The sequence below is a fragment of the Sinorhizobium americanum genome (assembly GCF_001651855.1).
GTDB lineage: Bacteria > Pseudomonadota > Alphaproteobacteria > Rhizobiales > Rhizobiaceae > Sinorhizobium > Sinorhizobium americanum.
The window spans coordinates 17419-39227 of the sequence record NZ_LNQC01000042.1 but is presented as its reverse complement, the minus strand read 5'-3'; the positions used below and the strand labels follow the sequence as shown (position 1 = coordinate 39227).

The 21809-nt window shown below is 62.9% G+C and carries 22 protein-coding genes; 14 read left to right on the top strand and 8 right to left on the bottom strand.

What is annotated here, in order from left to right:
- The first annotated feature begins 38 nt into the window (after positions 1 to 38).
- The 6 genes from ldtR to ATC00_RS05560 all read left to right on the top strand — a co-directional run bounded on the left by ldtR (position 39) and on the right by ATC00_RS05560 (position 5896).
- Positions 39 to 551 (top strand): transcriptional regulator LdtR, encoded by a 513-nt coding sequence (gene ldtR, locus ATC00_RS05585; RefSeq protein WP_064252222.1) that lies wholly within the window; start codon positions 39 to 41, stop codon positions 549 to 551.
- A gap of 331 nt (positions 552 to 882) precedes the next feature.
- Entirely contained in the window at positions 883 to 2211 is a 1329-nt protein-coding gene (locus tag ATC00_RS05580) for a L,D-transpeptidase family protein (RefSeq protein ID WP_037379856.1), read from the top strand.
- Between the two features lie 186 nt (positions 2212 to 2397).
- Positions 2398 to 3693 carry a serine hydroxymethyltransferase gene (glyA, locus tag ATC00_RS05575; protein ID WP_037379858.1) on the top strand — a complete coding sequence of 432 codons (1296 nt, stop codon included), beginning with the start codon at positions 2398 to 2400 and terminating at the stop codon, positions 3691 to 3693.
- A gap of 12 nt (positions 3694 to 3705) precedes the next feature.
- Complete coding sequence (gene nrdR / locus ATC00_RS05570) at positions 3706 to 4179, top strand: transcriptional regulator NrdR (RefSeq protein ID WP_026612571.1); 474 nt, start codon at positions 3706 to 3708, stop codon at positions 4177 to 4179.
- A 17-nt stretch (positions 4180 to 4196) separates the two neighbouring features.
- Positions 4197 to 5291: a bifunctional diaminohydroxyphosphoribosylaminopyrimidine deaminase/5-amino-6-(5-phosphoribosylamino)uracil reductase RibD gene (gene ribD, locus ATC00_RS05565; RefSeq protein WP_064252221.1), complete on the top strand. Its 1095-nt coding sequence runs from the start codon at positions 4197 to 4199 to the stop codon at positions 5289 to 5291.
- Complete coding sequence (locus tag ATC00_RS05560; protein WP_037379861.1) at positions 5276 to 5896, top strand: riboflavin synthase; 621 nt, start codon at positions 5276 to 5278, stop codon at positions 5894 to 5896. Before ribD ends, ATC00_RS05560 begins: the two co-directional genes overlap by 16 nt.
- A gap of 26 nt (positions 5897 to 5922) precedes the next feature.
- Here the strand turns inward: ATC00_RS05560 and ATC00_RS05555 are convergent, their stop codons facing one another.
- The 7 genes from ATC00_RS05555 to ATC00_RS05520 form a co-directional block, all read right to left on the bottom strand.
- Positions 5923 to 8139: a xanthine dehydrogenase family protein molybdopterin-binding subunit gene (locus ATC00_RS05555; protein ID WP_037379862.1), complete on the bottom strand. Its 2217-nt coding sequence runs from the start codon at positions 8137 to 8139 to the stop codon at positions 5923 to 5925.
- Complete coding sequence (locus ATC00_RS05550; RefSeq protein WP_064252220.1) at positions 8136 to 9113, bottom strand: FAD binding domain-containing protein; 978 nt, start codon at positions 9111 to 9113, stop codon at positions 8136 to 8138. Before ATC00_RS05550 ends, ATC00_RS05555 begins: the two co-directional genes overlap by 4 nt.
- A 2-nt stretch (positions 9114 to 9115) precedes the next feature.
- Entirely contained in the window at positions 9116 to 9751 is a 636-nt protein-coding gene (locus tag ATC00_RS05545) for a (2Fe-2S)-binding protein (protein ID WP_064252219.1), read from the bottom strand.
- Between the two features lie 207 nt (positions 9752 to 9958).
- On the bottom strand, positions 9959 to 10861 hold the full coding sequence (locus tag ATC00_RS05535) for an AraC family transcriptional regulator (RefSeq protein WP_037379866.1): 903 nt from the start codon (positions 10859 to 10861) through the stop codon (positions 9959 to 9961).
- A 218-nt stretch (positions 10862 to 11079) separates the two neighbouring features.
- Positions 11080 to 11430, bottom strand: a complete 351-nt coding sequence (locus ATC00_RS05530; protein ID WP_037379868.1) for a hypothetical protein — start codon at positions 11428 to 11430, stop codon at positions 11080 to 11082.
- Positions 11431 to 11763: 333 nt separating this feature from the next.
- Positions 11764 to 12300 carry a GNAT family N-acetyltransferase gene (locus ATC00_RS05525; RefSeq protein ID WP_037379869.1) on the bottom strand — a complete coding sequence of 179 codons (537 nt, stop codon included), beginning with the start codon at positions 12298 to 12300 and terminating at the stop codon, positions 11764 to 11766.
- A 2-nt stretch (positions 12301 to 12302) separates the two neighbouring features.
- Complete coding sequence (locus ATC00_RS05520; RefSeq protein WP_064252217.1) at positions 12303 to 12851, bottom strand: cupin domain-containing protein; 549 nt, start codon at positions 12849 to 12851, stop codon at positions 12303 to 12305.
- A gap of 247 nt (positions 12852 to 13098) precedes the next feature.
- On the opposite strand from ATC00_RS05520, the gene ATC00_RS05515 reads away from it, so the two are divergent.
- The 4 genes from ATC00_RS05515 (at position 13099) to ATC00_RS05500 (ending at position 17610) form a co-directional block, all read left to right on the top strand.
- The gene (locus ATC00_RS05515) at positions 13099 to 13560 is read left to right on the top strand and encodes a 6,7-dimethyl-8-ribityllumazine synthase (RefSeq protein ID WP_037379872.1); all 462 of its coding nucleotides are present in this window, start codon (positions 13099 to 13101) and stop codon (positions 13558 to 13560) included.
- On the top strand, positions 13557 to 14039 hold the full coding sequence (gene nusB, locus ATC00_RS05510) for a transcription antitermination factor NusB (RefSeq protein WP_037379873.1): 483 nt from the start codon (positions 13557 to 13559) through the stop codon (positions 14037 to 14039). Before ATC00_RS05515 ends, nusB begins: the two co-directional genes overlap by 4 nt.
- Before the next feature lie 5 nt (positions 14040 to 14044).
- Entirely contained in the window at positions 14045 to 15274 is a 1230-nt protein-coding gene (locus tag ATC00_RS05505) for an MFS transporter (RefSeq protein WP_037379875.1), read from the top strand.
- 200 nt (positions 15275 to 15474) lie between these two features.
- Positions 15475 to 17610: a sodium-translocating pyrophosphatase gene (locus ATC00_RS05500; protein WP_064252216.1), complete on the top strand. Its 2136-nt coding sequence runs from the start codon at positions 15475 to 15477 to the stop codon at positions 17608 to 17610.
- 69 nt (positions 17611 to 17679) lie between these two features.
- Here ATC00_RS05500 and ATC00_RS05495 read toward each other — a convergent pair whose 3' ends face one another.
- Positions 17680 to 18189 carry an outer membrane protein assembly factor BamE gene (locus ATC00_RS05495; RefSeq protein WP_082912059.1) on the bottom strand — a complete coding sequence of 170 codons (510 nt, stop codon included), beginning with the start codon at positions 18187 to 18189 and terminating at the stop codon, positions 17680 to 17682.
- 139 nt (positions 18190 to 18328) lie between these two features.
- Between ATC00_RS05495 and ATC00_RS05490 the strand changes: the two genes are divergently transcribed.
- The 4 genes from ATC00_RS05490 to ATC00_RS05475 all read left to right on the top strand — a co-directional run bounded on the left by ATC00_RS05490 (position 18329) and on the right by ATC00_RS05475 (position 21718).
- Positions 18329 to 18868 (top strand): ubiquinol-cytochrome C chaperone family protein, encoded by a 540-nt coding sequence (locus tag ATC00_RS05490; protein WP_037379878.1) that lies wholly within the window; start codon positions 18329 to 18331, stop codon positions 18866 to 18868.
- Between the two features lie 66 nt (positions 18869 to 18934).
- Positions 18935 to 19486, top strand: a complete 552-nt coding sequence (locus ATC00_RS05485; RefSeq protein ID WP_064252215.1) for a YceD family protein — start codon at positions 18935 to 18937, stop codon at positions 19484 to 19486.
- 198 nt (positions 19487 to 19684) lie between these two features.
- A complete protein-coding gene (plsX, locus tag ATC00_RS05480; RefSeq protein ID WP_064252214.1) occupies positions 19685 to 20728 on the top strand; it encodes a phosphate acyltransferase PlsX in 1044 nt (347 codons plus the stop codon).
- Positions 20729 to 20746: 18 nt separating this feature from the next.
- Complete coding sequence (locus ATC00_RS05475) at positions 20747 to 21718, top strand: beta-ketoacyl-ACP synthase III (RefSeq protein WP_064252213.1); 972 nt, start codon at positions 20747 to 20749, stop codon at positions 21716 to 21718.
- Positions 21719 to 21809 lie beyond the last annotated feature (91 nt).

Below are 21809 nucleotides of genomic sequence, written 5' to 3'. Positions count from 1 at the left end.
CAAAGAAACACCGCCAAACGAAACAGTGAGGCACGAAAATGAACACCAAGATGAAGCCGCAGGTAGCTGCACCCCGGGACCCACAGAAAGAGACGATCCGTGGTCTCTACATGGAATCCCTTCACCTCGTCGAGCGTCTGCATCGCCGTCTGCTCGACGTCATCAAGGACGAGTTCGACCGGCAGGGCCGCAGCGACGTCAACGCCGTTCAGGCGCTGCTGCTGTTCAACATCGGCAACTCCGAACTGACCGCCGGCGAGCTTCGTTCGCGTGGTTACTATCTCGGTTCCAACGTTTCCTACAACGTTAAGAAGCTCGTCGATCTTGGCCTCATCAACCATCAGCGCTCCCGCATCGACCGTCGCTCGGTGCGCATCAGCCTGACGGAAGAGGGCCAGGAGATCGCCGAGACCGTTGCGAAGCTCTACGAGCGCCATATCGGTTCTATCCACAAGGTCGGCGGCATCGGTTCGGATGAGTTCACCCAGATGAACAAGCTCCTGCAGCGCCTCGATCGCTTCTGGAACGACAGCATCATGTATCGCCTGTAATTGCGGGCATGCCCCTCCAGTTCCAAGGGTCGGGCGCAATCCCTGCGTGTCCGACCCTTGCTGGCTTTTCTCCATCGAGTTGATCCGTATGACCCCGCCACGCCGCCTGCGCAGGAAGGCCCAGACACGAATTGGCCATATTGCTATGACAGCGACGCATTCGATGCGGCAGGTACGCGACGATTCGTGGTCGCCTGCTGGGAGAGGCTCTCGCTCGCTCTATCGTGAAGGTAATGTGAGAGCCGGGTGGCACGCAGGTTTACGTTTGTTAACCACGTTTGTGCTAGGGCTCGGGCAGCGCGCGTTGTAGCGCTTTCAGATGGTAGGGACTATGTCGAAAAAGAACGGAATTGATGCATTCTCGCGCCGCGCGTTTCTGCGTTCGGCCGCTACGCTCGGTGCCGCCGCATGGGCGGGCTCCGCGAGTGCTCAGGACGCCCTGGGCGAGCTCATCAATTCGCCGCGCCGCGGCTCCTGGGATGACCAGTTCGACGCCAAGGCCTCGCGCACAGCAACGGCAGTCCTCTCCAACACGCCGGTTTTCGGCCCGCAGACGATCGGCAATGTGCAGCAGGCGATCTTCGATTATCAACAGATCGTTGCCGCCGGCGGCTGGCCCCAGGTTCCGCAGACCGGCGTCAGGCTCGAGCTTGGCGTCACCGACTCCTCCGTGCAGCAACTGCGTCAGCGGCTGATGGTCTCCGGAGACCTGCCGCAGTCGGCCGGTATTTCCTCTTCGTTCGACTCCTACGTCGACGGCGCAGTCAAACGCTTCCAGGCGCGCCACGGCCTGCCGGCGGATGGCGTGATCGGCGAATATTCGTTCAAGGCACTGAACGTCGACGCCGCGACGCGGCTTGCCCAGCTTGAGACCAATCTCGTGCGACTTCAGTCGATGTCGGGCGATCTCGGCCGGCGCTATGTCATGGTCAACATTCCCGCCGCCTATATCGAGGCGGTCGAGAATGGTCGCGTCGTGCTGCGCCACACTGCCATCGTCGGTAAGATCGACCGCCAGTCGCCGATCCTCAACTCGAAGATCTACGAGGTCATCCTCAACCCCTACTGGACCGCGCCGCGCTCGATCGTCCAGAAGGACATCATGCCGCTGATGCGCAAGGATCCGACCTATCTCGAGCGTAACGCCATCCGCCTCATCGACGGCAGCGGCAACGAGGTGTCGCCTGAAACCGTCGACTGGAATGCGGAGAAGGCACCGAACCTAATGTTCCGTCAGGACCCCGGCAAGATCAACGCCATGTCCTCGACGAAGATCAACTTCCACAACGAGCACGCGGTCTACATGCACGACACGCCGCAGCAGGGCCTGTTCAACAAGCTGATGCGCTTCGAATCTTCGGGCTGCGTACGCGTGCAGAACGTCCGCGACCTCTCCACCTGGCTGCTCAAGGAAACGCCAGGCTGGTCGCGCCAGCAGATCGAGTCGACCATCAAGTCGGGCGTCAACACGCCGATCAAGCTTGCCGAAGAGGTGCCGGTCTATTTCACCTACATCACCGCCTGGTCGGCAAAGGATCGCGTCGTCCAGTTCCGCGACGACATCTACCAGCGCGACGGCGCGGCGGAGCTCGCCCTCCAGACGACGAGCGGAGTCGAGCAATCGCCGGGCCCGATCGACGCCGACGCCTTGCCGCAATAAGCAAAGTCCCCGCGTTCAATTGTAAAGGCCGCGCATCTCCAGAATGCGCGGCCTTTTGCATGATTGGGCGCCCGCGGTATTTGGGCGCGGCGGATCGTGGAAATGACGCAAACCGCACAGCGGATATTGCTCTCGGCGTGCGAGGAAGCTAAAGGAACAGCCACCCTTGAGAGGAGCCCCGCGCCCATGCTTCCACAGTCCAATGACGTCTTCTTCACCCGCTCTCTCGCCGATAGCGATCCGGAAATCTTCGGTGCGATCGAGAAGGAGCTGGGCCGCCAGCGCCATGAGATCGAGCTGATTGCCTCCGAGAACATCGTCTCGCGCGCGGTCCTGGAAGCCCAGGGCTCCATCATGACCAACAAATATGCCGAGGGCTATCCGGGCAAGCGCTATTATGGCGGCTGCCAATATGTCGATATCGCCGAGGAACTGGCGATCGAACGCGCCAAGAAGCTCTTTGGCGTCAACTTCGCCAACGTGCAGCCCAATTCCGGTTCGCAGATGAACCAGGCAGTCTTCCTGGCGCTCCTGCAGCCGGGTGACACCTTCATGGGCCTCGACCTCAACTCCGGCGGTCACCTGACCCATGGTTCGCCGGTCAACATGTCGGGCAAGTGGTTCAACGTCGTATCCTACGGCGTGCGCGAAGACGATCACCTGCTGGACATGGACGACGTCGCCGAGAAGGCCCGCACGCACAAGCCGAAGCTGATCATTGCCGGCGGCACTGCCTATTCGCGCATCTGGGACTGGAAGCGCTTCCGCGAGATCGCCGACGAAATCGGCGCCTGGCTGATGGTCGACATGGCGCACATCGCCGGCCTCGTCGCCGGTGGCCAGCATCCGTCGCCTTTCCCGCACTGCCATGTCGCGACGACCACGACGCACAAGTCGCTGCGCGGTCCGCGCGGCGGCATGATCCTCACCAATGACGAGGACATTGCCAAGAAGATCAACTCGGCCGTCTTCCCTGGCCTGCAGGGCGGTCCGCTGATGCATGTGATCGCGGCCAAGGCGGTCGCGTTCGGCGAGGCGCTGCAGCCCTCCTTCAAGGACTATGCGGCACAGATCGTCAAGAATGCCCGCACCCTTGCCGAAACCCTGAAGTCCAACGGCCTCGACATCGTTTCCGGCGGTACCGACAACCACCTGATGCTCGTCGACCTGCGCAAGAAAAACGCGACCGGCAAGCGCGCCGAGGCCGCTCTCGGCCGCGGCTACATCACCTGCAACAAGAACGGCATCCCATTCGATCCGGAGAAGCCCTTCGTCACCTCGGGCGTTCGTCTCGGCGCACCGGCCGGCACCACCCGCGGTTTCAAGGAAGCGGAGTTCAAGGAAATCGGCGAGCTGATCGTCGAGGTTCTTGACGGCCTCAAGGCCGCCAACTCCGACGAGGGCAATGCCGCCGTCGAGGCCGCCGTCCGCGAAAAGGTGGTGAAGCTTACCGACCGCTTCCCGATGTACGGCTACATGTGATCGGAAGGTTGCATGCGCTGCCCCTATTGCGGTTCTGAAGACAGCCAGGTGAAGGATTCCCGTCCTGCCGAGGACGGGAACGCCATTCGCCGCCGCCGCATCTGCCCGGACTGCGGCGGCCGGTTCACGACCTTCGAGCGGGTGCAGCTGCGCGAGCTGATGATCATCAAGAAGACCGGTCGGAAGGTGCCTTTCGACCGGGACAAGCTGTTGCGATCCTTCGAGATCGCGCTGCGCAAGCGCCCGGTCGATCGCGATCGTATCGAGCGGGCGGTATCCGGCATCGTCCGCCGTCTCGAAAGCTCCGGCGAAACCGAGATCCCCTCGGAAGAAATCGGTCTCCAGGTGCTCGAAGCCTTGAAGAGCCTCGATGACGTCGCCTTCGTGCGATACGCATCCGTCTATCGGGATTTCTCCCACGCCGAGGATTTCGAAAAGGTCATTGCCGAGATCAGCGCCAAGATCGCGCGCGATCCGAGCGAGTAGCTCTAGCGGAGAAGCGCATGGGCGGGCCGACGCGTGAGGACGAGAGATTCATGGCGGCGGCGCTACGCCTCGCCCGCCGCAATCTTGGTCTGACCTCGACAAATCCTTCCGTCGCTTGCCTTGTCGTCAAGGACGGAACGATTGTCGGGCGGGCCGTGACCGCGCCGGACGGACGTCCGCATGCCGAGACGCAAGCACTCGCCGATGCCGGCGAGCAGGCGAGGGGAGCGACCGCCTATGTCACCCTCGAGCCCTGTTCGCATCACGGCAGAACGCCGCCCTGTGCCGATGCGTTGATTGCCTCGGGTGTTGTCCGCGTGGTTGTCTGCCTTCTCGATCCCGACGAACGGGTTGCCGGTCGCGGCGTGGTGATGCTGCGCGACGCCGGCATCGAGGTCGATATCGGCGTGCTTCGCGATGAAGGGGAACGGGTGCTCGAAGCCTATCTCATGCGCCAGCGCATGAAACGCCCATATGTGACTCTGAAGCTTGCAGTTTCCGCAGACGGGATGATTGGCCGAAAGGGCGAGGGGCAGGTCAGGATCACCGGTGTCGTCTCACGCGTCCAGGTCCAAGTATTACGAGCCGAAACGGATGCGATCCTCGTCGGCGTCGGTACCGCAAGTGCCGACGACCCGGAACTCACGGTGCGGCTGCCGGGGCTTGAAGAGCGCTCGCCCGTTCGGATCGTTCTTGACCGCCGTCTCGATCTGCCGATGAATTCGAAGCTGGTGCGCTCGGCGCGTGATGTTCCGCTGATCGTCGTCGCCGGAGAGGGTGACTATGCTGCCCGCCGCGCGGCTCTCGAAGCCGCGGGCGTCGAGGTGCTGAACGCCGACACCGTCTCCGATCTCTTGACCGCTCTCGCCTCGCGCGGCATTTCCTCGCTTCTGGTCGAAGGCGGGGCGCGGGCGGCGCGCCAATTTCTCGATGCGGATCTCGTCGATCGCATTCTGCTTTATTCGGGGCCGTCGACCCTTGGCGAAGACGGCATTCGATCCCCATTTGATCGGACGACCGTACCCGCGGGTTTCTCGCTCAAGCGCAGCGCCCGCTACGGCGACGATATTTTCGAGGATTACGAAAGAGATACCGGATGTTCACAGGCATAATCACCGATATCGGCACCGTGGCGAAGATTACGGCGCTCAAAGAGGGCATCAAGCTTCGCGTCGCCACCAATTATGATCCGAAGACGATCGACATGGGCGCCTCGATCGCCCATGCTGGCGTGTGCCTGACGGTGACGGCACTGCCGGAGACCGGCAGCAACGAGCGCTGGTTCGAAGTCGAAGCCTGGGAAGAAGCCTTGCGGCTGACGAGCATTTCGGGCTGGCAGGAGGGGACGCGTATCAATCTCGAGCGCTCGCTGAAGATCGGCGACGAACTCGGCGGCCACATCGTCTCCGGCCATGTGGACGGCCAGGCGGAAATCCTCGCCGTCGAGGCGGAGGGCGATGCGGTACGCTTCCGGCTCAGGGCACCGGAGCATCTCGCCCGCTTCGTCGCGCCGAAGGGTTCTGTGGCGCTCGACGGCACGTCGCTGACGGTCAATCGGGTCGATGGCGCCGCGTTCGACGTGCTGTTGATCCGACATTCACTCGAGGTCACCACCTGGGGTGAACGCCAGGTCGGCGATTTCGTCAATTTCGAGGTCGATACGATGGCCCGCTATGCGGCGCGGCTTGCCGAGTTTCCCGCTCAGCAGGGGGAATGATTGTCCACGGAGCGGAGCCATCTGATCTAAACGGTCAGGACGTCCTCTATTCTGATCGGAAGGGTGCGCACGCGCTTGCCGGTCGCATGGAAGACTGCGTTGGCGACCGCCGGGGCCATGCCGACGAGGGCGATCTCGCCAAGCCCCTTGACGCCGAGCGGATTGACGTGCGGGTCGACTTCTTCGACGAAATGCGCCTCCAGCTTCGGGATATCCAGATTTACGGGCACGAGGTAGTCGGCCATGTGGGCGTTGACCGGGCGCCCGTCGCGCGGATCGAGGACGGTCCGCTCCATCAGCGCCATTCCGATGCCGCCGATCATGCCGCCGGTGCACTGGCTTGCTGCGAGGCGCGGATTGACGACGCGGCCGATACCATAGGCGCCGACAGCGCGGCGCACGCGGATTGTCCCGACGTCCGGATCGACGGCGACCTCGACGAACACGGCTCCGAAGGAATGCATCGAATAGCGTTCGGCAACGTCCGGATCACGTTGCGAAGAGGCTTCCGCCTCGATCGGCTTCCCGAGGCTCGACACGATATCTCCATAGGACTGGCCGGGCGACGGGTCGCCACGACGACGCAGCCGGCCTCCGGTCCATTCGATCGCATCGACCGCCCCTCCGAAGACCGTCAGTCGCTGGTCGGCAACAGCCTGTCGTACAGCCTTCTCCTGCACAGCGATGCAGGCGGCGCGGATTGCCGAGCCAACGGAAGCCATCGTCCATGAGCCGCCATGGGAGGGAGCAGGCGGATAATCCGAGCGGCCGAGGCTGAAGCGCACCTGTTCCACCGGCAGGCCGAGCGTTTCGGCGGCGACCTGTGTCATCGACGTATAGGTGCCGGGACCCATGTCGCTCGCCGCGACGGCGACTTCGGCAGTGCCGTCGGGGAGCAGGCGCACGCTTGCGCTGGACGGCGCGTGGTAAGCCGGATAGGTGGCTGACGCCACCCCCATGCCGATCAGCAGACGGCCGTCGCGCATGGAGCGCGGCTCCGGAGTTCGGCGTGACCAGCCGAAGTGGCCCGCGGCCACGTCGTAGCACGTCATCAGCGAGCGGCTGGAAAAGGGCTTGTTGTCGCTCTCGTCGATTTCAGGTTCGTTACGCCGGCGCAGTTCGATGGGATCGAGGCCCAGGCTGTAGGAAAGTTCATCCAATGCGCATTCGAGCGCGAAGATGCCGCTTGCCTCGCCCGGTCCGCGCATGTGGTTCGGCGTGCCGATGTCGAGCTGCCGCAGCCTGTACCGCGTGCGCACATTCGGGCAGGAATAGATGTAGCCGCTGGCGCTGGTGAGCGCCTCGGTGAACTGTTCGTAGCGGCTGGTTTCGCCAGCGCCTTCATGGATAAGGCTTGTCAGCCTGCCGTCTGCATTTGCACCGATTGCGATCCGCTGAAGCGTGCGCGGGCGGTGGCCGGTGGTGAAGAACATCTGCTTACGCGTCAGCACGAGCTTGACCGCTCGCCCAGTCTGCCGCGCTGCCATGGCAGCAAGGGTTACGTGCGGCCATGTCCTGAGGCTCGTGCCGAAGGCGCCACCGATGAAGGGACAGATCACCTGCACGTTCTCGGGAGGAATGCCAAATATCGCTGCGATCTCCGCCTGTTCGTTGACCACGAACTGGCTCTTGCTCCAAAGCGTCAGGCGGTCGCCGCTCCAGGCAGCGATCGTCGCATGCGGCTCCATCGGATTGTGGTTCTCTCGCGCAATGTCGTAGGTCTCGTCGACCATCACGGGTGCGCCGGCCAGCATCGCGTCGGCGTCGCCGCGTGAAGTGTCGGCGTGTCGCGCCCCTTCCGGGACGATCGCCTCCACTGTCGGGTCCGCGGGATCGACGATTGGCCGCTCCGCTTCGTAGGCGAGCTTCAACGATGAGGCGGCCCGTTCGGCCCGGTCGAGCGTGTCGGCAACGACGATTGCCACCGGTTGACCGTAAAAGCGCACGCGGTCGTCTTGCAGCACATGCAGCCGCTCGCCGACAGCCGGGTCGATGTAGCTCTTATGCTCGCCATAGGGCAGGCGTGGTGCGTTCCGGTGGGTGATCACCGCAATGACGCCGGGCATGGACTCCACCATGGCGCTGTCGACACCGGCGATACGGCCGAGGCCGGCAGTGGCGCTGACGATCACCGCATAGACCTGGCCCGGCTGATTGAAATCCGCGGCGTACCGCGCACTCCCGGTCACCTTGGCGCGTCCGTCCACTCGCGGCAGCGGTTTTCCGATGACACGCGTTGTCATGCGACTTCTCCCGCCAATTCAAGTGCCCGGACGATCGTCCGTGGCAAGAGCTCCATCTTATAATGGTTGTCTCTCAGCGGCCGGGCCTCTCGCACCGCCAACTGGGCGGCCGCCTCGAACGCCTGGCGCTGTGGCGGCTTACCCGCCAGCGCCTCCTCCACGGCGCGCATGCGCCACGGCCGTGTCCCCACGCCGCCGGTGGCAATCCGCGCTTGACGGATCTGGCCGCCCTCAATGTCCAGTGCGACCGCTGCCGAGACGAGCGCGAATTCGTACGAAGCCCGATCGCGCACTTTCAGATAGCGCGCGCGACGGCTATAGGCGCCCGCTGGGACCTGCACGTCAATGATGAGTTCGCCGGGCAGCAAAGTGTGTTCGAGATGCGGCGCGTTGCCCGGTAGACGGAAGAGGTCCTCCACCGGAAAGCTGCGCTCCCCCTGCGGACCAAGGACCCGCATTGTCACATCGAGAGCGACAAGAGCGACCGCGAGGTCGGAAGGATGCGTTGCAATGCAGTGATCGCTCGTGCCGAGGATGGCATGGCCGGCATGGAGGCCGTCGAGCGCCGAGCAGCCCGAACCCGGATCGCGCTTGTTGCAGGGAGCGTCGAGCATCCGGAAATAGGGACAGCGGACGCGCTGGAGCAGGTTGCCGCCGATCGAGGCCATGTTCCTGAGTTGCGGCGAGGCGCCCTCGATCAGGCTTTCGGCGATAAGTGGCTGCCGGGCTTGCACCTCCGGGTGAGCCGCGACATCAGCCATCCGGGCGAGTGCGCCGATCACGAGAACGTCGTTCTCCACGCGGATTTCCGCCAGCGGAAGTGCGTTGATGTCGACGAGCCGTTCGGGGCGCTCCACCTCCTCGCGCATGAGATCGATGAGGGTCGTGCCGCCGGCGATATAGCGGGCGCCGGCAGCGGCGGCGGCGATCGCCTGTTCGGCGTTCCGCGCCTTTTCAAGAGTGAAGGGGATCATGGTCAGCTCCTCTCCGCAGCATCCGCTATCGCCGCGACGATTCCGGGATAGGCGCCGCATCGACAGATATTGCCGCTCATCCAGAACTGGATTTCTTCAGGCGAGCCGGCGTGGCCTTCGGCGATACAGCCGACGCCCGAGATGATCTGGCCGGGGGTGCAGTAGCCGCATTGCAGCCCCTCATGCTCGATGAAGGCTGCCTGGAGCGGATGAAGTTCCCCGCCCGCGGAAAGACCTTCGATCGTTGTGATCTCGGCGCCGTCGTGCATGGCGGCCAGCGTCAGGCAGGAAACGACTCGCCTACCGTTGAGAAGAATGGTGCAGGCACCACAGGCACCCTGGTTGCAGCCCTTTTTCGTTCCGGTGAGGTCAAGCGTTTCGCGCAGGACATCAAGCAGCGACTGGCGAGGATCGAGTTCGAGTTCTCGTGCATCGCCGTTGACGATCAAACGGACCCGTTCGAGTGCCTCGCTGGTCTGGCCTGAGGCAGGGGCGGGCTGGGCGGAGGCATCGGGAATCGTCGCGAGCGAAGCGGCGCCTCCGGCCAATTGCAGCACCGCCCGGCGCGATACGATTACGGTCGGGAAGGGACGTGAAGCTGCTTCTGCATTTCTTGATGGTGGTTCCCGATCGATCATCAGATCCTCCTCAGAATGCCGTGGAACGGCGGCGATCCTATGAACATGCACGCCTGGACCGCGATGTCCCGCGGCTCTCGGATGAAAAAGCTATTCGTTTCCTTGACGCCCGCCAGTGATCCGAGTGCTGTTTTTTGTACGAGAGTGCTGTCTCCGAGCCGTGCGAAGAACCGCCGATAGCAGCACATAAGCCAGAGGCTCGATTTGCTACGCGAGACGCAGGCGGCGCCAATGGCCTGGCGTTACATTCATGGCTTTGACAAAACTGCGGGTGAGATGACTTTGATCCGTAAAGCCGCAGCGACTTGCGATCTGCTCGATTGGCAAGTCTGAATTGATAAGGAGTTCCTGTGCGCGTTCTATGCGTCGGCCGAGCAGCCACTGCAGAGGAGACGATCCTGTCGTGGCCTTGAAGGCGCGGGCGAAATGACTGCGCGAGATCCGACAGGCGCGGGCGAGTTCATCAAGGCCGATCTTTCCGTCCAAATGGGCCAGCAACATCTCCTTTGCCTGGCGTTCCTGCCACGGTGCCAGTCCTCCTATCGGACGCGCGACGGCAGGATTCTCTGCATAGTGGGTGGTGAGATGCGTGAGCAGCGCCAAAGCGATGTAATCGACAAAAAGGCGGCTCGTCGTCTCTGGGCGCTCGAATGCAGGTGCAAGGCATGCTCCGAGATTTCTGATGACGTCATCGCTGAAGGCCACGCCGTTGGCCGTCCGAAGCTCGCCCACCGATTTCATATCGTGCTCATGCTCGAACTGCCGAATCGCCTCACGCGGCGCGTACATGGAGACGCAGTCCACGGTGCCATGTGTCACCGAGGCATGCTCCTCGTTCAGATCGAGAAAGAGAAACTGCCCTCGATTTAGCGGCATCATGGACACCGGCTTTCCGTTCACCCAATAGGGAATTGCGGGCAGTTCGCGCCGCTGAAGACAAAGCAGATAGCCGTTGCTTGTGTCCATTCGGACGGGCGCTGCCGCTTCCGAGCCGTCCCAACAGTGCCGACTGCCGGAGATTTCTGCCAGCTGTAGATAACGGGTGGTGAGAGTAGGAGGCTGATCCAGCCCCACGAACCTGCCCAAGCGCTGCCCAACTTTCCCACTCATTGGCCGCCCCCCGCCGCAGTCGAGCTGCAGGCGGACTATACTCTTCCGGTCGCACAATTGAAAAGTGTCTGGAGAAATCCAACGGCATGGGTAAGAGGTCAGGCTTCGCACTGGCCCCGTGGACGATCCCGGGTCGAAAACGACCCGGGATCATTCACAGAGTGGACATAGGCAAGAACCGGACATGCTTGCCTAGCCTGCTCTGTCTGGCGCCCGTTTCAGCGTACGTAGATCGTGAGGCCGCCGTCGGCGGCTTCCTCGGCGCCGGCGATGTTGTTCATCTCGACATTTTGTGCCTTCAGCTTGGTAGCCAGCGGCTTGTTGGCTTCGACTGCGGCAAGCAGGGCGGCACGTTGCTCCGCCGATGCCTCGTCGATCCACATCCGGGTCTGGTTCTCCTCCTTCAACGTGTCGACGTCGACGATCCTGACATTGTCGCCCTTGAAGGCGCGAACGCTTTGGTCGATGTGGCTCGGCCAGTTCATCTTGGCGTCGGTGGCATAGGTGATGCCGCCGAAGCTCAATGTGGAGAGGGCGGCGATGACGGAAAAAGTCGCAATGCGGTTCATTGTCATGCTCCTTTGGTTTGCGGCCGCTGCCCGAACCGGCAATCGAACGCATGACCCGTTACGATTGCCAAGCGTCCTGACGAGCTCCGCATGGCCAGCACGAGCCGTTTGCGGGTGGGACCATCCGCAGCGAAGGGGTGCTGGACTGTTTCGACTGGTTGAGGCGGCGTTTGCCCCTTTTTGCTGTCGGGTGCCGCGCCGTGCCAACGATTAGGAAACTGGGCCGGAATGTGGCCGTTTCCATGGCGTAAGCCGCTGAAAAATAATTAAAAATCGTTCATGTTCGCCGATTTGAGGAGGCTGGCGAAAATGCAAGCGGCCGAAGTCCGGCGTTCACACTGCGCCCGTCAACCGCCGTTCGAACATGAGCATCGACCTGCCGTGATAGGTCGTACGCCAGAATTCCCTGAAGCCGTGCTTGAGCGCGACCCGGATCGAGGCCTCGTTGCCGGGCTCGATGATGCAGGTCTTTCTGAGGGCGGGGAACTCTCGGTCGCCCCAGGCCAGCGCGGCGGAAACGGCCTCCGACGCAAGGCCGCGGCCGTGGCTCTTTGGAGAAAGCGCCCAGCCCGTCTCCATCGTTCCCTCGAGCGATGGTGTGATCTGGCGGTGGGGGTCATGGAAGCCGGCCTCACCGATGAACGCACCGCTCTCCTTATCCTGGAGAGCAAAGAAGCCGAAGCCGAAATAATGCCACATGCCGACCTGGCGCAAAAAGCGCGTCCAAGACTGTTCACGCGTGTAGGGAATGCCGCCGGCGTAGCGCGTCACCTCTTCGTCCGAGAAGAGCGCGTTGTAGGAGGGAAAGTCGTCCCGCCGATAGGGACGCAAGAGAAGCCGCTCGGTCTCGATCACGGGCACACGATGCATTTTCACTCCGGTTTGGCTGATGGGGGAAATGGTATCGGATCTTGGACCTGAGCTCCGGGCTCGCCGTCCCAATAGTCGACAGCGGATTGCGGGCGGCCGATAAAGTCGAACGAAGTCTCGCCCGTGCCGGCCCGCCGGGTTCTCGCCAGGAACTTGCCGGAATCGGGATATTCGCAGATTTCCGTCGCCGCCATCGTGGAGATAGACAGATATTTGAGCGGCAGCGTCCCGGTATTGATCAGGTGATGGGCCGTTTCGGGGCCGCCCGCCGGTGCGCCGAGCACGTCGCCGGGCCCGACGGCATAGCGTTCCGCTCCGAAGCGGTATGTGCCTTCTCCGTCAAGAATAACGAACAGTTCTTCCTCGACATGATGGTTGTGAAAGGGGCAGCCGGATTTGCCGGGCGGCACTTCTCCATAGCTGATGCCGAGCTCCTTCAGGCCGAGAAGCGCGCCGAAGGAAGCGTCGCGCGATTCGAAGAAGGAGCCGCGGCGCCAGTGGTCGAGTGCGAGCGCCTTGAGGCTGACGATCGGCTTTCTGACTTCCGTCATGGCTCTCCTCCCGGCCGCGGCGGTCTTCCGCAGCGTGAACAGCTTCACCTTGCAGAATCGCTCGCAATATACTTGAGGTTTTAAGGCTAGTATATGCCGGAACTGTCGTCGGCGTAGTCCGAAGGGTAGCATGGCGTGGCAAATGGCTTCCCGATGGAGGAATTTGCTTGCCATTCTGTGCAGGCCGTGGTTTGACCGCCGCCTGCGTCCGGCCAAGGCCGGCCGATATTCTCAAGACAGGTGACCCATGGCGAAGACCGAGCCCGTCCGCATCCTGATTGTGGAAGCGCGCTTCTATGACGATATGGCGGATGCAATGCTCGACGGAGCGAAGCATGCCCTCGACGCAACTGGTGCGACCTATGATATCGTCACGGTCCCAGGGGCGCTGGAAATCCCCGCGGCGATCGCCATGGCGCTCGACGGTGCCGACGAAGGCGGCACCGAATACGACGGTTTCGTCGCCCTCGGCATGGTGATCCGTGGAGAGACCTACCATTTCGACATCGTCGCCAACGAGTCGGCGCGCGCCCTGATGGATCTTGCCGTAAGCGAGAGCCTTGCGCTCGGCAATGGTATTCTGACCGTGGAGAATGAGGAGCAGGCCTGGGCGCGGGCCCGCCGGTCGGAAGGCGACAAGGGCGGCTTTGCGGCGCGCGCCGCGCTCACCATGATCGAACTGAAAAACAAGCTGAGTGCAGAACAGTGACGAACACCCCCTCGGATCAGCCGCTGAAGCAGGTCAACCAGCGCGGGGCGGCGCGCCTTGCGGCCGTTCAGGCGCTCTACCAGATGGAAGTCGGCGGAACCGGCGTGCTCGAGATCGTTGCCGAGTTCGAGGCGCATCGCCTCGGCCAGGAACTTGACGGCGAGACCTATCTCAAGGCGGACGCCTCCTGGTTCCGCTCGATCGTCTCCGGCGTCGTGCGCGACCAGCGCAAGCTCGACCCATTGATCGGATCGGCCCTTCAGGACGATTGGGCGCTGTCGCGGCTTGATTCCACCGTGCGCGCCATCCTGCGCGCCGGCACCTTCGAACTGCTCGAGCGCAAGGACGTCCCGGTTCCGGTGATCGTCACCGAATATGTCGAGATCGCCAAGGCCTTCTTCGAGGACGAGGAGCCGAAGCTCGTCAACGCCGTCCTCGACAGGATCGCCAAGCAGATCCGCGGCGAGCGGCGGAAATAGCCCTGATGCTTGTTGCGGCTGCGGAAGACATCGGAACGGTTCTTCGCGAGGCCCGCCGCAACGTCCTTTTGCTGACTGTGGCCCAGGCGCTGCTCGGCGTCATCGGACCGATCAGCTTTGCCGTCGGCGGCGTTGCCGGCCATCAATTGCTCGGCGACGACAAGTCGCTCGCGACCGCGCCCCTGACGGCCTTCAATGTCGGCATGGCGCTGGGCGTCATCCTGGTGGCGATCCTGTCGCGAATGATCGAACGGCGCTTTGCCTTCATGATCGGCGCGGTGATTGCGGCGATAGGCGGCATTGTTACCGCCGCGGCTTTGTTCCGCGAGAGTTTCTGGCTGTTCGCCACCGGCCTCGCCATGCTCGGCTCCTCGAACGGCTTTACCCAAAAGCTGCGTTTCGCCGCCGCGGATGCGTCGCCTTCCTTCTACAAGGCGAAGGCGATTTCCTGGATTCTGGGTGGCGGCATTCTTTCGGCTGTCCTTGGACCGCAGATCGTCATCTTCGCCGGCGACTACTTCGCACCGGTGTGGTTTGCCGGTGCTTTCGTCGCTTTGATACCCATCTGCCTCTGCGCCCTTTTCTTCTTCATGCCGCTGCGCCTGCCCGAAGCGAGGGCGGCGGCGTCAGTGCAAGCGGCCCCACCCGCCCGGCCGCTCCGCGAGATCGTCGGCAGCCAGCGCTTCCTGACCGGGATGGTCTGCGGCATCTCCTCCTACGCGCTGATGACCTTCATGATGACCGGCGCTCCGGTCGCCATGGTCGTCGGCTGTGGCTTTTCGAGCGATCTCGCCACACTCGGCATCCAATGGCACGTGCTTGCCATGTTTGCTCCAAGCTTCGCCACCGGCTGGCTGATGAGCCGCTTCGGCGCGGAGCGCGTCGTTGCCTGCGGGCTCTTGCTGCTCATGGGCTGTGCCGCCGTCGCCCATCTAGGCATCGAGCTCTGGAATTTCTGGGGCGCACTCGTTCTCCTTGGGCTCGGTTGGAACTTCGGCTTCATCGGCGCGACGGCGATCGTCGCCCAGAGCTACCGTCCGCACGAGGCCGACAAGGTCCAGGGATTCCACGACGTGATTCTCTTTTCCACGGTCGCCGGCTCGTCCTTCGCCTCCGGCAAGGTTCTGGCGTCCTACGGCTGGGACATGCTCAATGCCGTCATTTGGCCGGTTGCGGGGCTTTGCCTTGTGCTTCTCTTTCTCCTGATGCGCGCAAGCAAGAGAGCTCCAGCCTGAAGTAGCCCTCCCTCGGCAGGAAACCTGCGCCCCGCGGCCCGATGTTTTCGCATTTTCAGGGGCTTGACGATCCATCTTCGCAACCGCACTCTGGCCGCGCCGTGGGAGCACGCCGCTTGAGGAGGCGCGTGCGATTCGCGGAAATGAGGGGCCGGCGGCAGGGAGTTGAGGCCGCGGGTTTTAACGGAGGATAATGCGAAATGACCATATTGTTGGGCGTTATCGCATGCGGGTTGCTTTCAGTGGCCTATGCCATCTGGGCGACACAGTCGGTGCTGGCCGCCGACCAGGGGAATGCCCGCATGCAGGAGATCGCAGGTTTTATCAGGGAGGGGGCACAGGCCTACCTCGCGCGTCAGTACACAACCATTGCCATCGTCGGTGTCGTCGTCTTCATTGCCGCATGGGTTCTGCTCTCGAGTGCGGCCGCCATCGGGTTCCTGATCGGCGCGGTGCTCTCGGGCGCGGCCGGCTTCATCGGCATGCATGTTTCGGTCAGGGCCAATGTCCGCACGGCCCAGGCCGCATCGGTCAGCCTCGCCTCCGGTCTCGACATTGCGTTCAAATCCGGTGCCATCACCGGTCTTCTGGTGGCCGGTCTCGCTCTGTTGGGCGTCTCGGTCTATTACTTCATACTCACAGTCGGCCTCGGCCATGAACCGGCCGGGCGCGAGGTTATCGATGCGCTCGTCGCACTTGGCTTCGGCGCCTCGCTGATCTCGATCTTCGCCCGTCTCGGCGGCGGCATCTTCACCAAGGGCGCCGATGTCGGCGGTGACCTCGTCGGCAAGGTCGAGGCCGGCATTCCCGAGGACGATCCGCGCAACCCGGCGACGATCGCCGATAATGTTGGCGACAATGTCGGCGATTGCGCCGGCATGGCCGCGGACCTCTTCGAGACCTATGCGGTCTCCGTGGTGGCGACCATGGTGCTCGCATCGATCTTCTTCGCCGGTGCGCCGGTGCTCGCGACGGTCATGACCTATCCGCTGGCGATCTGCGCCGCCTGCATCATCACTTCGATCATCGGCACCTTCTTCGTCAAGCTCGGCACCAACGGCTCGATCATGGGCGCTCTCTATCGAGGACTGATCGTAACCGGTGCACTGTCGATCCTCGGCCTCGGTGCGGCGACGTCGTTGACGATCGGCTGGGGTTCGATCGGAACCGTTGCAGGTCAGGACGTCACCGGCTGGGCGCTGTTCATCTGCGGCATCATCGGCCTCGTCGTCACCGCGCTCATCGTCGTGATCACCGAATACTATACCGGCACGAACAAGCGGCCGGTGAACTCGATCGCGCAGGCTTCGGTGACTGGCCACGGCACCAACGTCATCCAGGGCCTTGCCGTTTCGCTCGAATCGACCGCCTTGCCGGCGATCGTCATCGTCGGCGGCATCATCACCACCTATCAGCTCGCCGGTCTTTTTGGCACGGCGATCGCCGTCACCGCCATGCTGGGTCTCGCCGGCATGATCGTGGCGCTCGATGCCTTCGGCCCGGTCACCGACAATGCCGGCGGCATTGCCGAGATGTCGCACCTGCCGCCCGAGGTGCGCAAGTCGACCGACGCCCTGGATGCGGTCGGCAACACGACCAAAGCGGTGACCAAAGGCTACGCCATCGGCTCTGCGGGGCTCGGTGCACTGGTGCTGTTTGCGGCCTATTCCAACGATCTCGCGTTTTTCGCGGCGAATGGCGACAAGCATCCCTACTTCGCCGACGTCGGCACGATCTCGTTCGATCTCTCGAACCCTTATGTCGTCGCCGGCCTGATCTTCGGCGGTCTCATTCCCTATCTCTTCGGCGGCATTGCCATGACCGCCGTCGGCAGGGCAGGGGGCGCCGTGGTCGAGGAAGTGCGCCGTCAATTCAAGGAGAAGCCGGGAATCATGGAAGGCAAGGATCGGCCGGACTATGGCCGCGCCGTCGACATGCTGACCAAGGCGGCGATCCGCGAGATGATCATTCCCTCGCTTCTGCCGGTGCTGGCGCCGATCGTCGTCTATTTCGGCGTGCTGCTGATTTCCGGCTCGAAGGCCTCGGCCTTCGCGGCGCTCGGTGCCTCGCTGCTCGGCGTCATCGTCAACGGCCTGTTCGTGGCGGTCTCGATGACGTCCGGGGGTGGCGCCTGGGACAATGCGAAGAAGAGCTTCGAGGACGGCTTCGTCGATAAGAACGGCACGCGCCACATGAAGGGCTCGGAGGCGCACAAGGCTTCGGTCACCGGCGATACCGTCGGCGATCCCTACAAGGACACGGCCGGTCCGGCCGTAAACCCGGCGATCAAGATCACCAATATCGTGGCCTTGTTGCTGCTCGCCGTTCTCGCCTGACGGAACAATTCCAAACGGAAAAAGCCCGCGGAACTCGGTTCCGCGGGCTTTGTCTTGAAAGCTATTTCGTCAGTTGTTGCCGAAGTTCTTGAACAGGTTGCGTGCCGCGGCTTGTCCGGCACCAGGACCGGTCAAGAGCTGGCCGAGGAAGCTCGTCTCCTTGCCGCCCGTCGGCGTCGTGCGCGACAGCATGTCGAAGACCTTGCCGTCCTTCATCGTATAATGAGCAAGCTGGCTGACGACGCCTTCCTTGTCGAAATAGACGGCGAGGATCGATTGGTCGATCAGCTTCGGCTTCATGAAGGCGACCGGGCGCTTGCGCTTCTGCGAGATGTAGTAGAACACCTCGTTGTCGAAGGTCGCGGTCGTCGACGGGGTGCCGAGCGACAGCAGCACCTGTTCGCGGCTCGACCCGACGGGAACCAGATTGAGGGTCTCCTGATCGACGACATAGCCCTGGTGCAGGACTTCACCGACATTGGCTGCCTGGCAGCCGGCAAGCACTCCAGTGCATAGGGAAGCCACGACCACGGCACGGCCAAGAACTTTCAGGTTTGTTGTCAGATACCGCTTCGTCAACGACTGCTCCCCTTGGAGTAACGATGGCATATGCGCCATTGCAATTCGTGCCTGCTTCGGTAAACCAGCTTCGGCTATCATGCAATAACGTCATGGGCGCGTGCCCACGGATTCGAGAAAGCCACGGCTGGGCTTTGTTATGATTTTTGGACTGTTCAAGAAAAAAAGCGGCAACATTGCGATTGTGGAGCGCCAGTATGGACTTCTGACCGCGGCGGCGCGCCAGCCGTTTCTCTATACCGACCTCGATGTGCCCGATACGGTGATGGGTCGTTTCGAGATGTTGTCGGCGATCCTGATTCTTTATTTTCGTCGGACCCGGGCCTCGGCCCGCACCGGCCAGGAAATCGCCCAGGAGATCGTCGATGCCTTCTTCGAAGATGTCGACCACTCAATCCGCGAGCTTGGCGTCGGCGACGCCGGCGTGCCGAAAAAGATGAAGAAGTTCGCCGGCATGTTCTACGGCCGCCTGGAGTCCTATGCGACGGCGCTCGACGGCGGCGACAGGCAGGCGCTAGCTGACGCATTGCGGCGCAACTTTCATCCACAGCAAGACGATGCGCCGGCGATGACAGGCCTGGCGCGCTATCTCATGTCCGTTGAAGCCGCACTCGCGAAAGTCCCGGAAGAGCAGGTCGAAACGGGGCAATTGCGCGTACCGCCGGCAGGGAGCCAATAGGCGTCCACAGAGTGGCATCTGGCGCATCGGTAAGGACGCGCGCGGCGCTGCAGGAAGGATCTAGTCATGAAGCACGAAGGCAAACCGGCATTTTCGTACCCGGTAAGGGTAGGGCACATCTCGGCCAATCCGGTCAGCGTGCATCTGTCAGCCAATGACGCGGAGCGGCGGGCGCTGGCGGAACTTTGGAAGGTCAATGAGGTCCGCTCGCTGGTCGCGGACCTGCAGATCGGACGCTGGAAGAAGGATGGCGTGAAGATCAAGGGCGAGGTGCGGGCCGAGCTCGTCCAGACCTGCGTCGTCACGCTGGAGCCCGTCATTGCGGGGATATCCGAGCCAATCGAAGCGATCTTCGTGCCGGAGGGCTCACGCCTAGCGCGCCAAGCCGACAACGACGGCGGCGAGATGATCCTCGACCCGGGCGGTCCGGACATTCCCGATACCTTCACCGGCGACACGATCGACGTGGGCGTGGCCGTCAGCGAGCATGTGGCGCTTGCGATCGACCCTTATCCCCGCAAGGACGGGGCCGTCTTCGGCGAGCGCATCGAAAGCTCAGCGGCCGATGACAAGCGGCCCAACCCGTTCGCGGTCCTGAAGGATTTGAAAAAGGATTGAAACGGAATCGGCCGGGCTTACAATTCGGTTGTCACGCAGGCGAAAAGCAGTATTTTGGCCCGACTTCAGCCGAGGGGGCCGTGGTGCCGACGCGCTGCATGCTGGCCCAAGTGTCAGAAGGAAGGACGAATCGCCGTTGCGTAAGAGCTGCGCAGGGGCGGAATGCGTCGCGTGGCGGGAAGAAGGGATAAGACACGCGTGGTCAGAATTTCACTTGACGTTATGGGGGGCGACTATGGTCCGGAGGTCGTCATCCCGGGTGCCGCCAGGGCGCTCGAACGTCACCCGGACATAAAGTTCGTCCTGTTCGGCCAGGAAGCGCGCTGCGCCGAACTCTTGGCCAAGTACCCGAAGCTCCGGGCAAGCAGCACTTTTCACGATTGCGAGATCGCCGTCGGCATGGACGAGAAGCCAAGTCAGGCGCTGAGGCGCGGCCGCGGCAAGTCGAGCATGTGGAAGGCGATAGACGCCATCAATGCCGACGAGGCGGACGTGGTGGTCTCGGCCGGCAATACCGGTGCGCTGATGGCCATGTCGGTCTTCTGCCTTCGCACCATGCAAGGCATTCAGCGTCCGGCGATCGCCGCCATCTGGCCGACGCTGAAAGGCGAGAGCATCGTGCTCGATGTCGGCGCGACGATCGGCGCGGACGCGCAGCAACTCATGGATTTCGCCTTGATGGGCGGCGCCATGGCCCGCGCCCTCTTCGAGGTCGAACGTCCCTCCGTCGGCCTGCTGAATGTCGGCGTCGAAGAGATCAAGGGCCAGGAAGAGGTCAAGGAAGCCGGCAGGCTCATCCGCGAGGCCAATATCGAGGGCATTGAATATTACGGTTTCGTCGAGGGCGACGACATCGGTCGCGGCACCGTCGACGTCGTCGTTACCGAAGGCTTTTCCGGCAATATCGCGCTGAAGGCGGCCGAAGGCACGGCCCGGCAGATCGCCGAATATCTGCGCTCCGCCATGTCGCGCACCCTTCTCGCGAAGATCGGCTATGTCTTCGCCAAGGCTGCCTTCGATCGGGTGCGCGAGAAGATGGACCCGCGCAAGGTCAATGGCGGCGTGTTCCTCGGGCTCAACGGGGTGGTCATCAAGAGCCACGGCGGCACGGATGCGGAAGGCTTCGCCGCCGCGATCGACGTCGGCTACGATATGGTGAAGAACGGCCTGAAGGCCAAGATCGAGGCCGACCTCGCCCGCTATCATGGCGCCGAGCCGACCAAGGCCCTGCCGCCGGCATGATTGAAGAGGTTTGATTAGATGATCCGTTCTGTCGTTCGCGGCTTCGGTGCAGCGCTGCCGAAGCGAGTGATGACCAATAAGGAAATGGAATCCAAGGTCGAGACGTCCGACGAATGGATCGTGCAGCGGACCGGCATTCGCCAGCGCCACATTGCCGGCGAGGGCGAAACCACCGCCTCGCTCGGCGAGGGGGCGGCGCGCGCGGCGCTCACGAGGGCCGGCATGACCGCCGATGATCTCGACCTGATCATCGTCGCGACCTCGACGCCCGACAACACTTTCCCGGCGACGGCCGTCAATATCCAGAACCGTCTCGGCATGCGCCACGGGGCGGCCTTCGACCTGCAGGCGGTCTGTTCCGGCTTCGTCTATGCGGTCGCGACGGCCGACGCCTATATCCGCGGCGGCCTTGCGAAGCGCGCCTTGGTGATCGGCGCCGAAACCTTCTCGCGCATTCTCGACTGGACCGACCGCACCACCTGCGTGCTCTTCGGCGACGGCGCCGGCGCGATCATTCTCGAAGCACAGAAGGGCGAAGGAACGAATGCCGATCGCGGCGTGCTGACGGCGCAATTGCGGTCCGACGGCATGCATGGCGACAAGCTCTATGTCGACGGCGGCCCTTCGACCACCGGCACCGTCGGCCATCTCCGCATGGAAGGGCGCGAGGTCTTCAAGCATGCGGTCGGCATGATCACCGACGTGATCGAGGCCGCCTTCGAGGCCACCGGAACGACGGCCGACGACGTCGATTGGCTGGTGCCGCATCAGGCCAATCGGCGGATTATCGACGGGTCGGCGAAGAAACTCGGCATTCCAAACGAAAAGGTTGTGGTGACCGTCGATCTGCATGGCAACACATCCGCCGCATCCATCCCGCTCGCGCTCGACGCTGCTGCTTCCGACGGGCGCATCAAGAAGGGCGACCTGGTGATGCTCGAAGCCATGGGCGGTGGATTTACCTGGGGCTCCATTCTCATCCGCTGGTAAAAAAATTGAATGACGGCAGGCGCTTGACCGAAAAAGGCAAGGGCAATAGTCTTCCATCGCTGATCGGCGTGCCAAATATCGGTGGGGGAAG

What these genes read in the sequence shown, in the direction of transcription:
- ATC00_RS05560 (WP_037379861.1), top strand. Translation starts at nt 5,276, where the DNA reads ATGTTCACAGGCATAATCACCGATATCGGCACCGTGGCGAAGATTACG.
- ATC00_RS05475 (WP_064252213.1), top strand. Translation starts at nt 20,747, where the DNA reads ATGATCCGTTCTGTCGTTCGCGGCTTCGGTGCAGCGCTGCCGAAGCGA.
- ATC00_RS05545 (WP_064252219.1), bottom strand. Translation starts at nt 9,751, where the DNA reads ATGATCGATCGGGAACCACCATCAAGAAATGCAGAAGCAGCTTCACGT.
- ribD (WP_064252221.1), top strand. Translation starts at nt 4,197, where the DNA reads ATGGGCGGGCCGACGCGTGAGGACGAGAGATTCATGGCGGCGGCGCTA.
- ATC00_RS05525 (WP_037379869.1), bottom strand. Translation starts at nt 12,300, where the DNA reads ATGCATCGTGTGCCCGTGATCGAGACCGAGCGGCTTCTCTTGCGTCCC.
- ATC00_RS05535 (WP_037379866.1), bottom strand. Translation starts at nt 10,861, where the DNA reads ATGAGTGGGAAAGTTGGGCAGCGCTTGGGCAGGTTCGTGGGGCTGGAT.
- ATC00_RS05500 (WP_064252216.1), top strand. Translation starts at nt 15,475, where the DNA reads ATGACCATATTGTTGGGCGTTATCGCATGCGGGTTGCTTTCAGTGGCC.
- ldtR (WP_064252222.1), top strand. Translation starts at nt 39, where the DNA reads ATGAACACCAAGATGAAGCCGCAGGTAGCTGCACCCCGGGACCCACAG.
- ATC00_RS05550 (WP_064252220.1), bottom strand. Translation starts at nt 9,113, where the DNA reads ATGATCCCCTTCACTCTTGAAAAGGCGCGGAACGCCGAACAGGCGATC.
- glyA (WP_037379858.1), top strand. Translation starts at nt 2,398, where the DNA reads ATGCTTCCACAGTCCAATGACGTCTTCTTCACCCGCTCTCTCGCCGAT.
- ATC00_RS05505 (WP_037379875.1), top strand. Translation starts at nt 14,045, where the DNA reads ATGCTTGTTGCGGCTGCGGAAGACATCGGAACGGTTCTTCGCGAGGCC.
- ATC00_RS05490 (WP_037379878.1), top strand. Translation starts at nt 18,329, where the DNA reads ATGATTTTTGGACTGTTCAAGAAAAAAAGCGGCAACATTGCGATTGTG.
- nrdR (WP_026612571.1), top strand. Translation starts at nt 3,706, where the DNA reads ATGCGCTGCCCCTATTGCGGTTCTGAAGACAGCCAGGTGAAGGATTCC.
- ATC00_RS05580 (WP_037379856.1), top strand. Translation starts at nt 883, where the DNA reads ATGTCGAAAAAGAACGGAATTGATGCATTCTCGCGCCGCGCGTTTCTG.
- ATC00_RS05485 (WP_064252215.1), top strand. Translation starts at nt 18,935, where the DNA reads ATGAAGCACGAAGGCAAACCGGCATTTTCGTACCCGGTAAGGGTAGGG.
- ATC00_RS05520 (WP_064252217.1), bottom strand. Translation starts at nt 12,851, where the DNA reads ATGACGGAAGTCAGAAAGCCGATCGTCAGCCTCAAGGCGCTCGCACTC.
- ATC00_RS05515 (WP_037379872.1), top strand. Translation starts at nt 13,099, where the DNA reads ATGGCGAAGACCGAGCCCGTCCGCATCCTGATTGTGGAAGCGCGCTTC.
- ATC00_RS05530 (WP_037379868.1), bottom strand. Translation starts at nt 11,430, where the DNA reads ATGAACCGCATTGCGACTTTTTCCGTCATCGCCGCCCTCTCCACATTG.
- ATC00_RS05555 (WP_037379862.1), bottom strand. Translation starts at nt 8,139, where the DNA reads ATGACAACGCGTGTCATCGGAAAACCGCTGCCGCGAGTGGACGGACGC.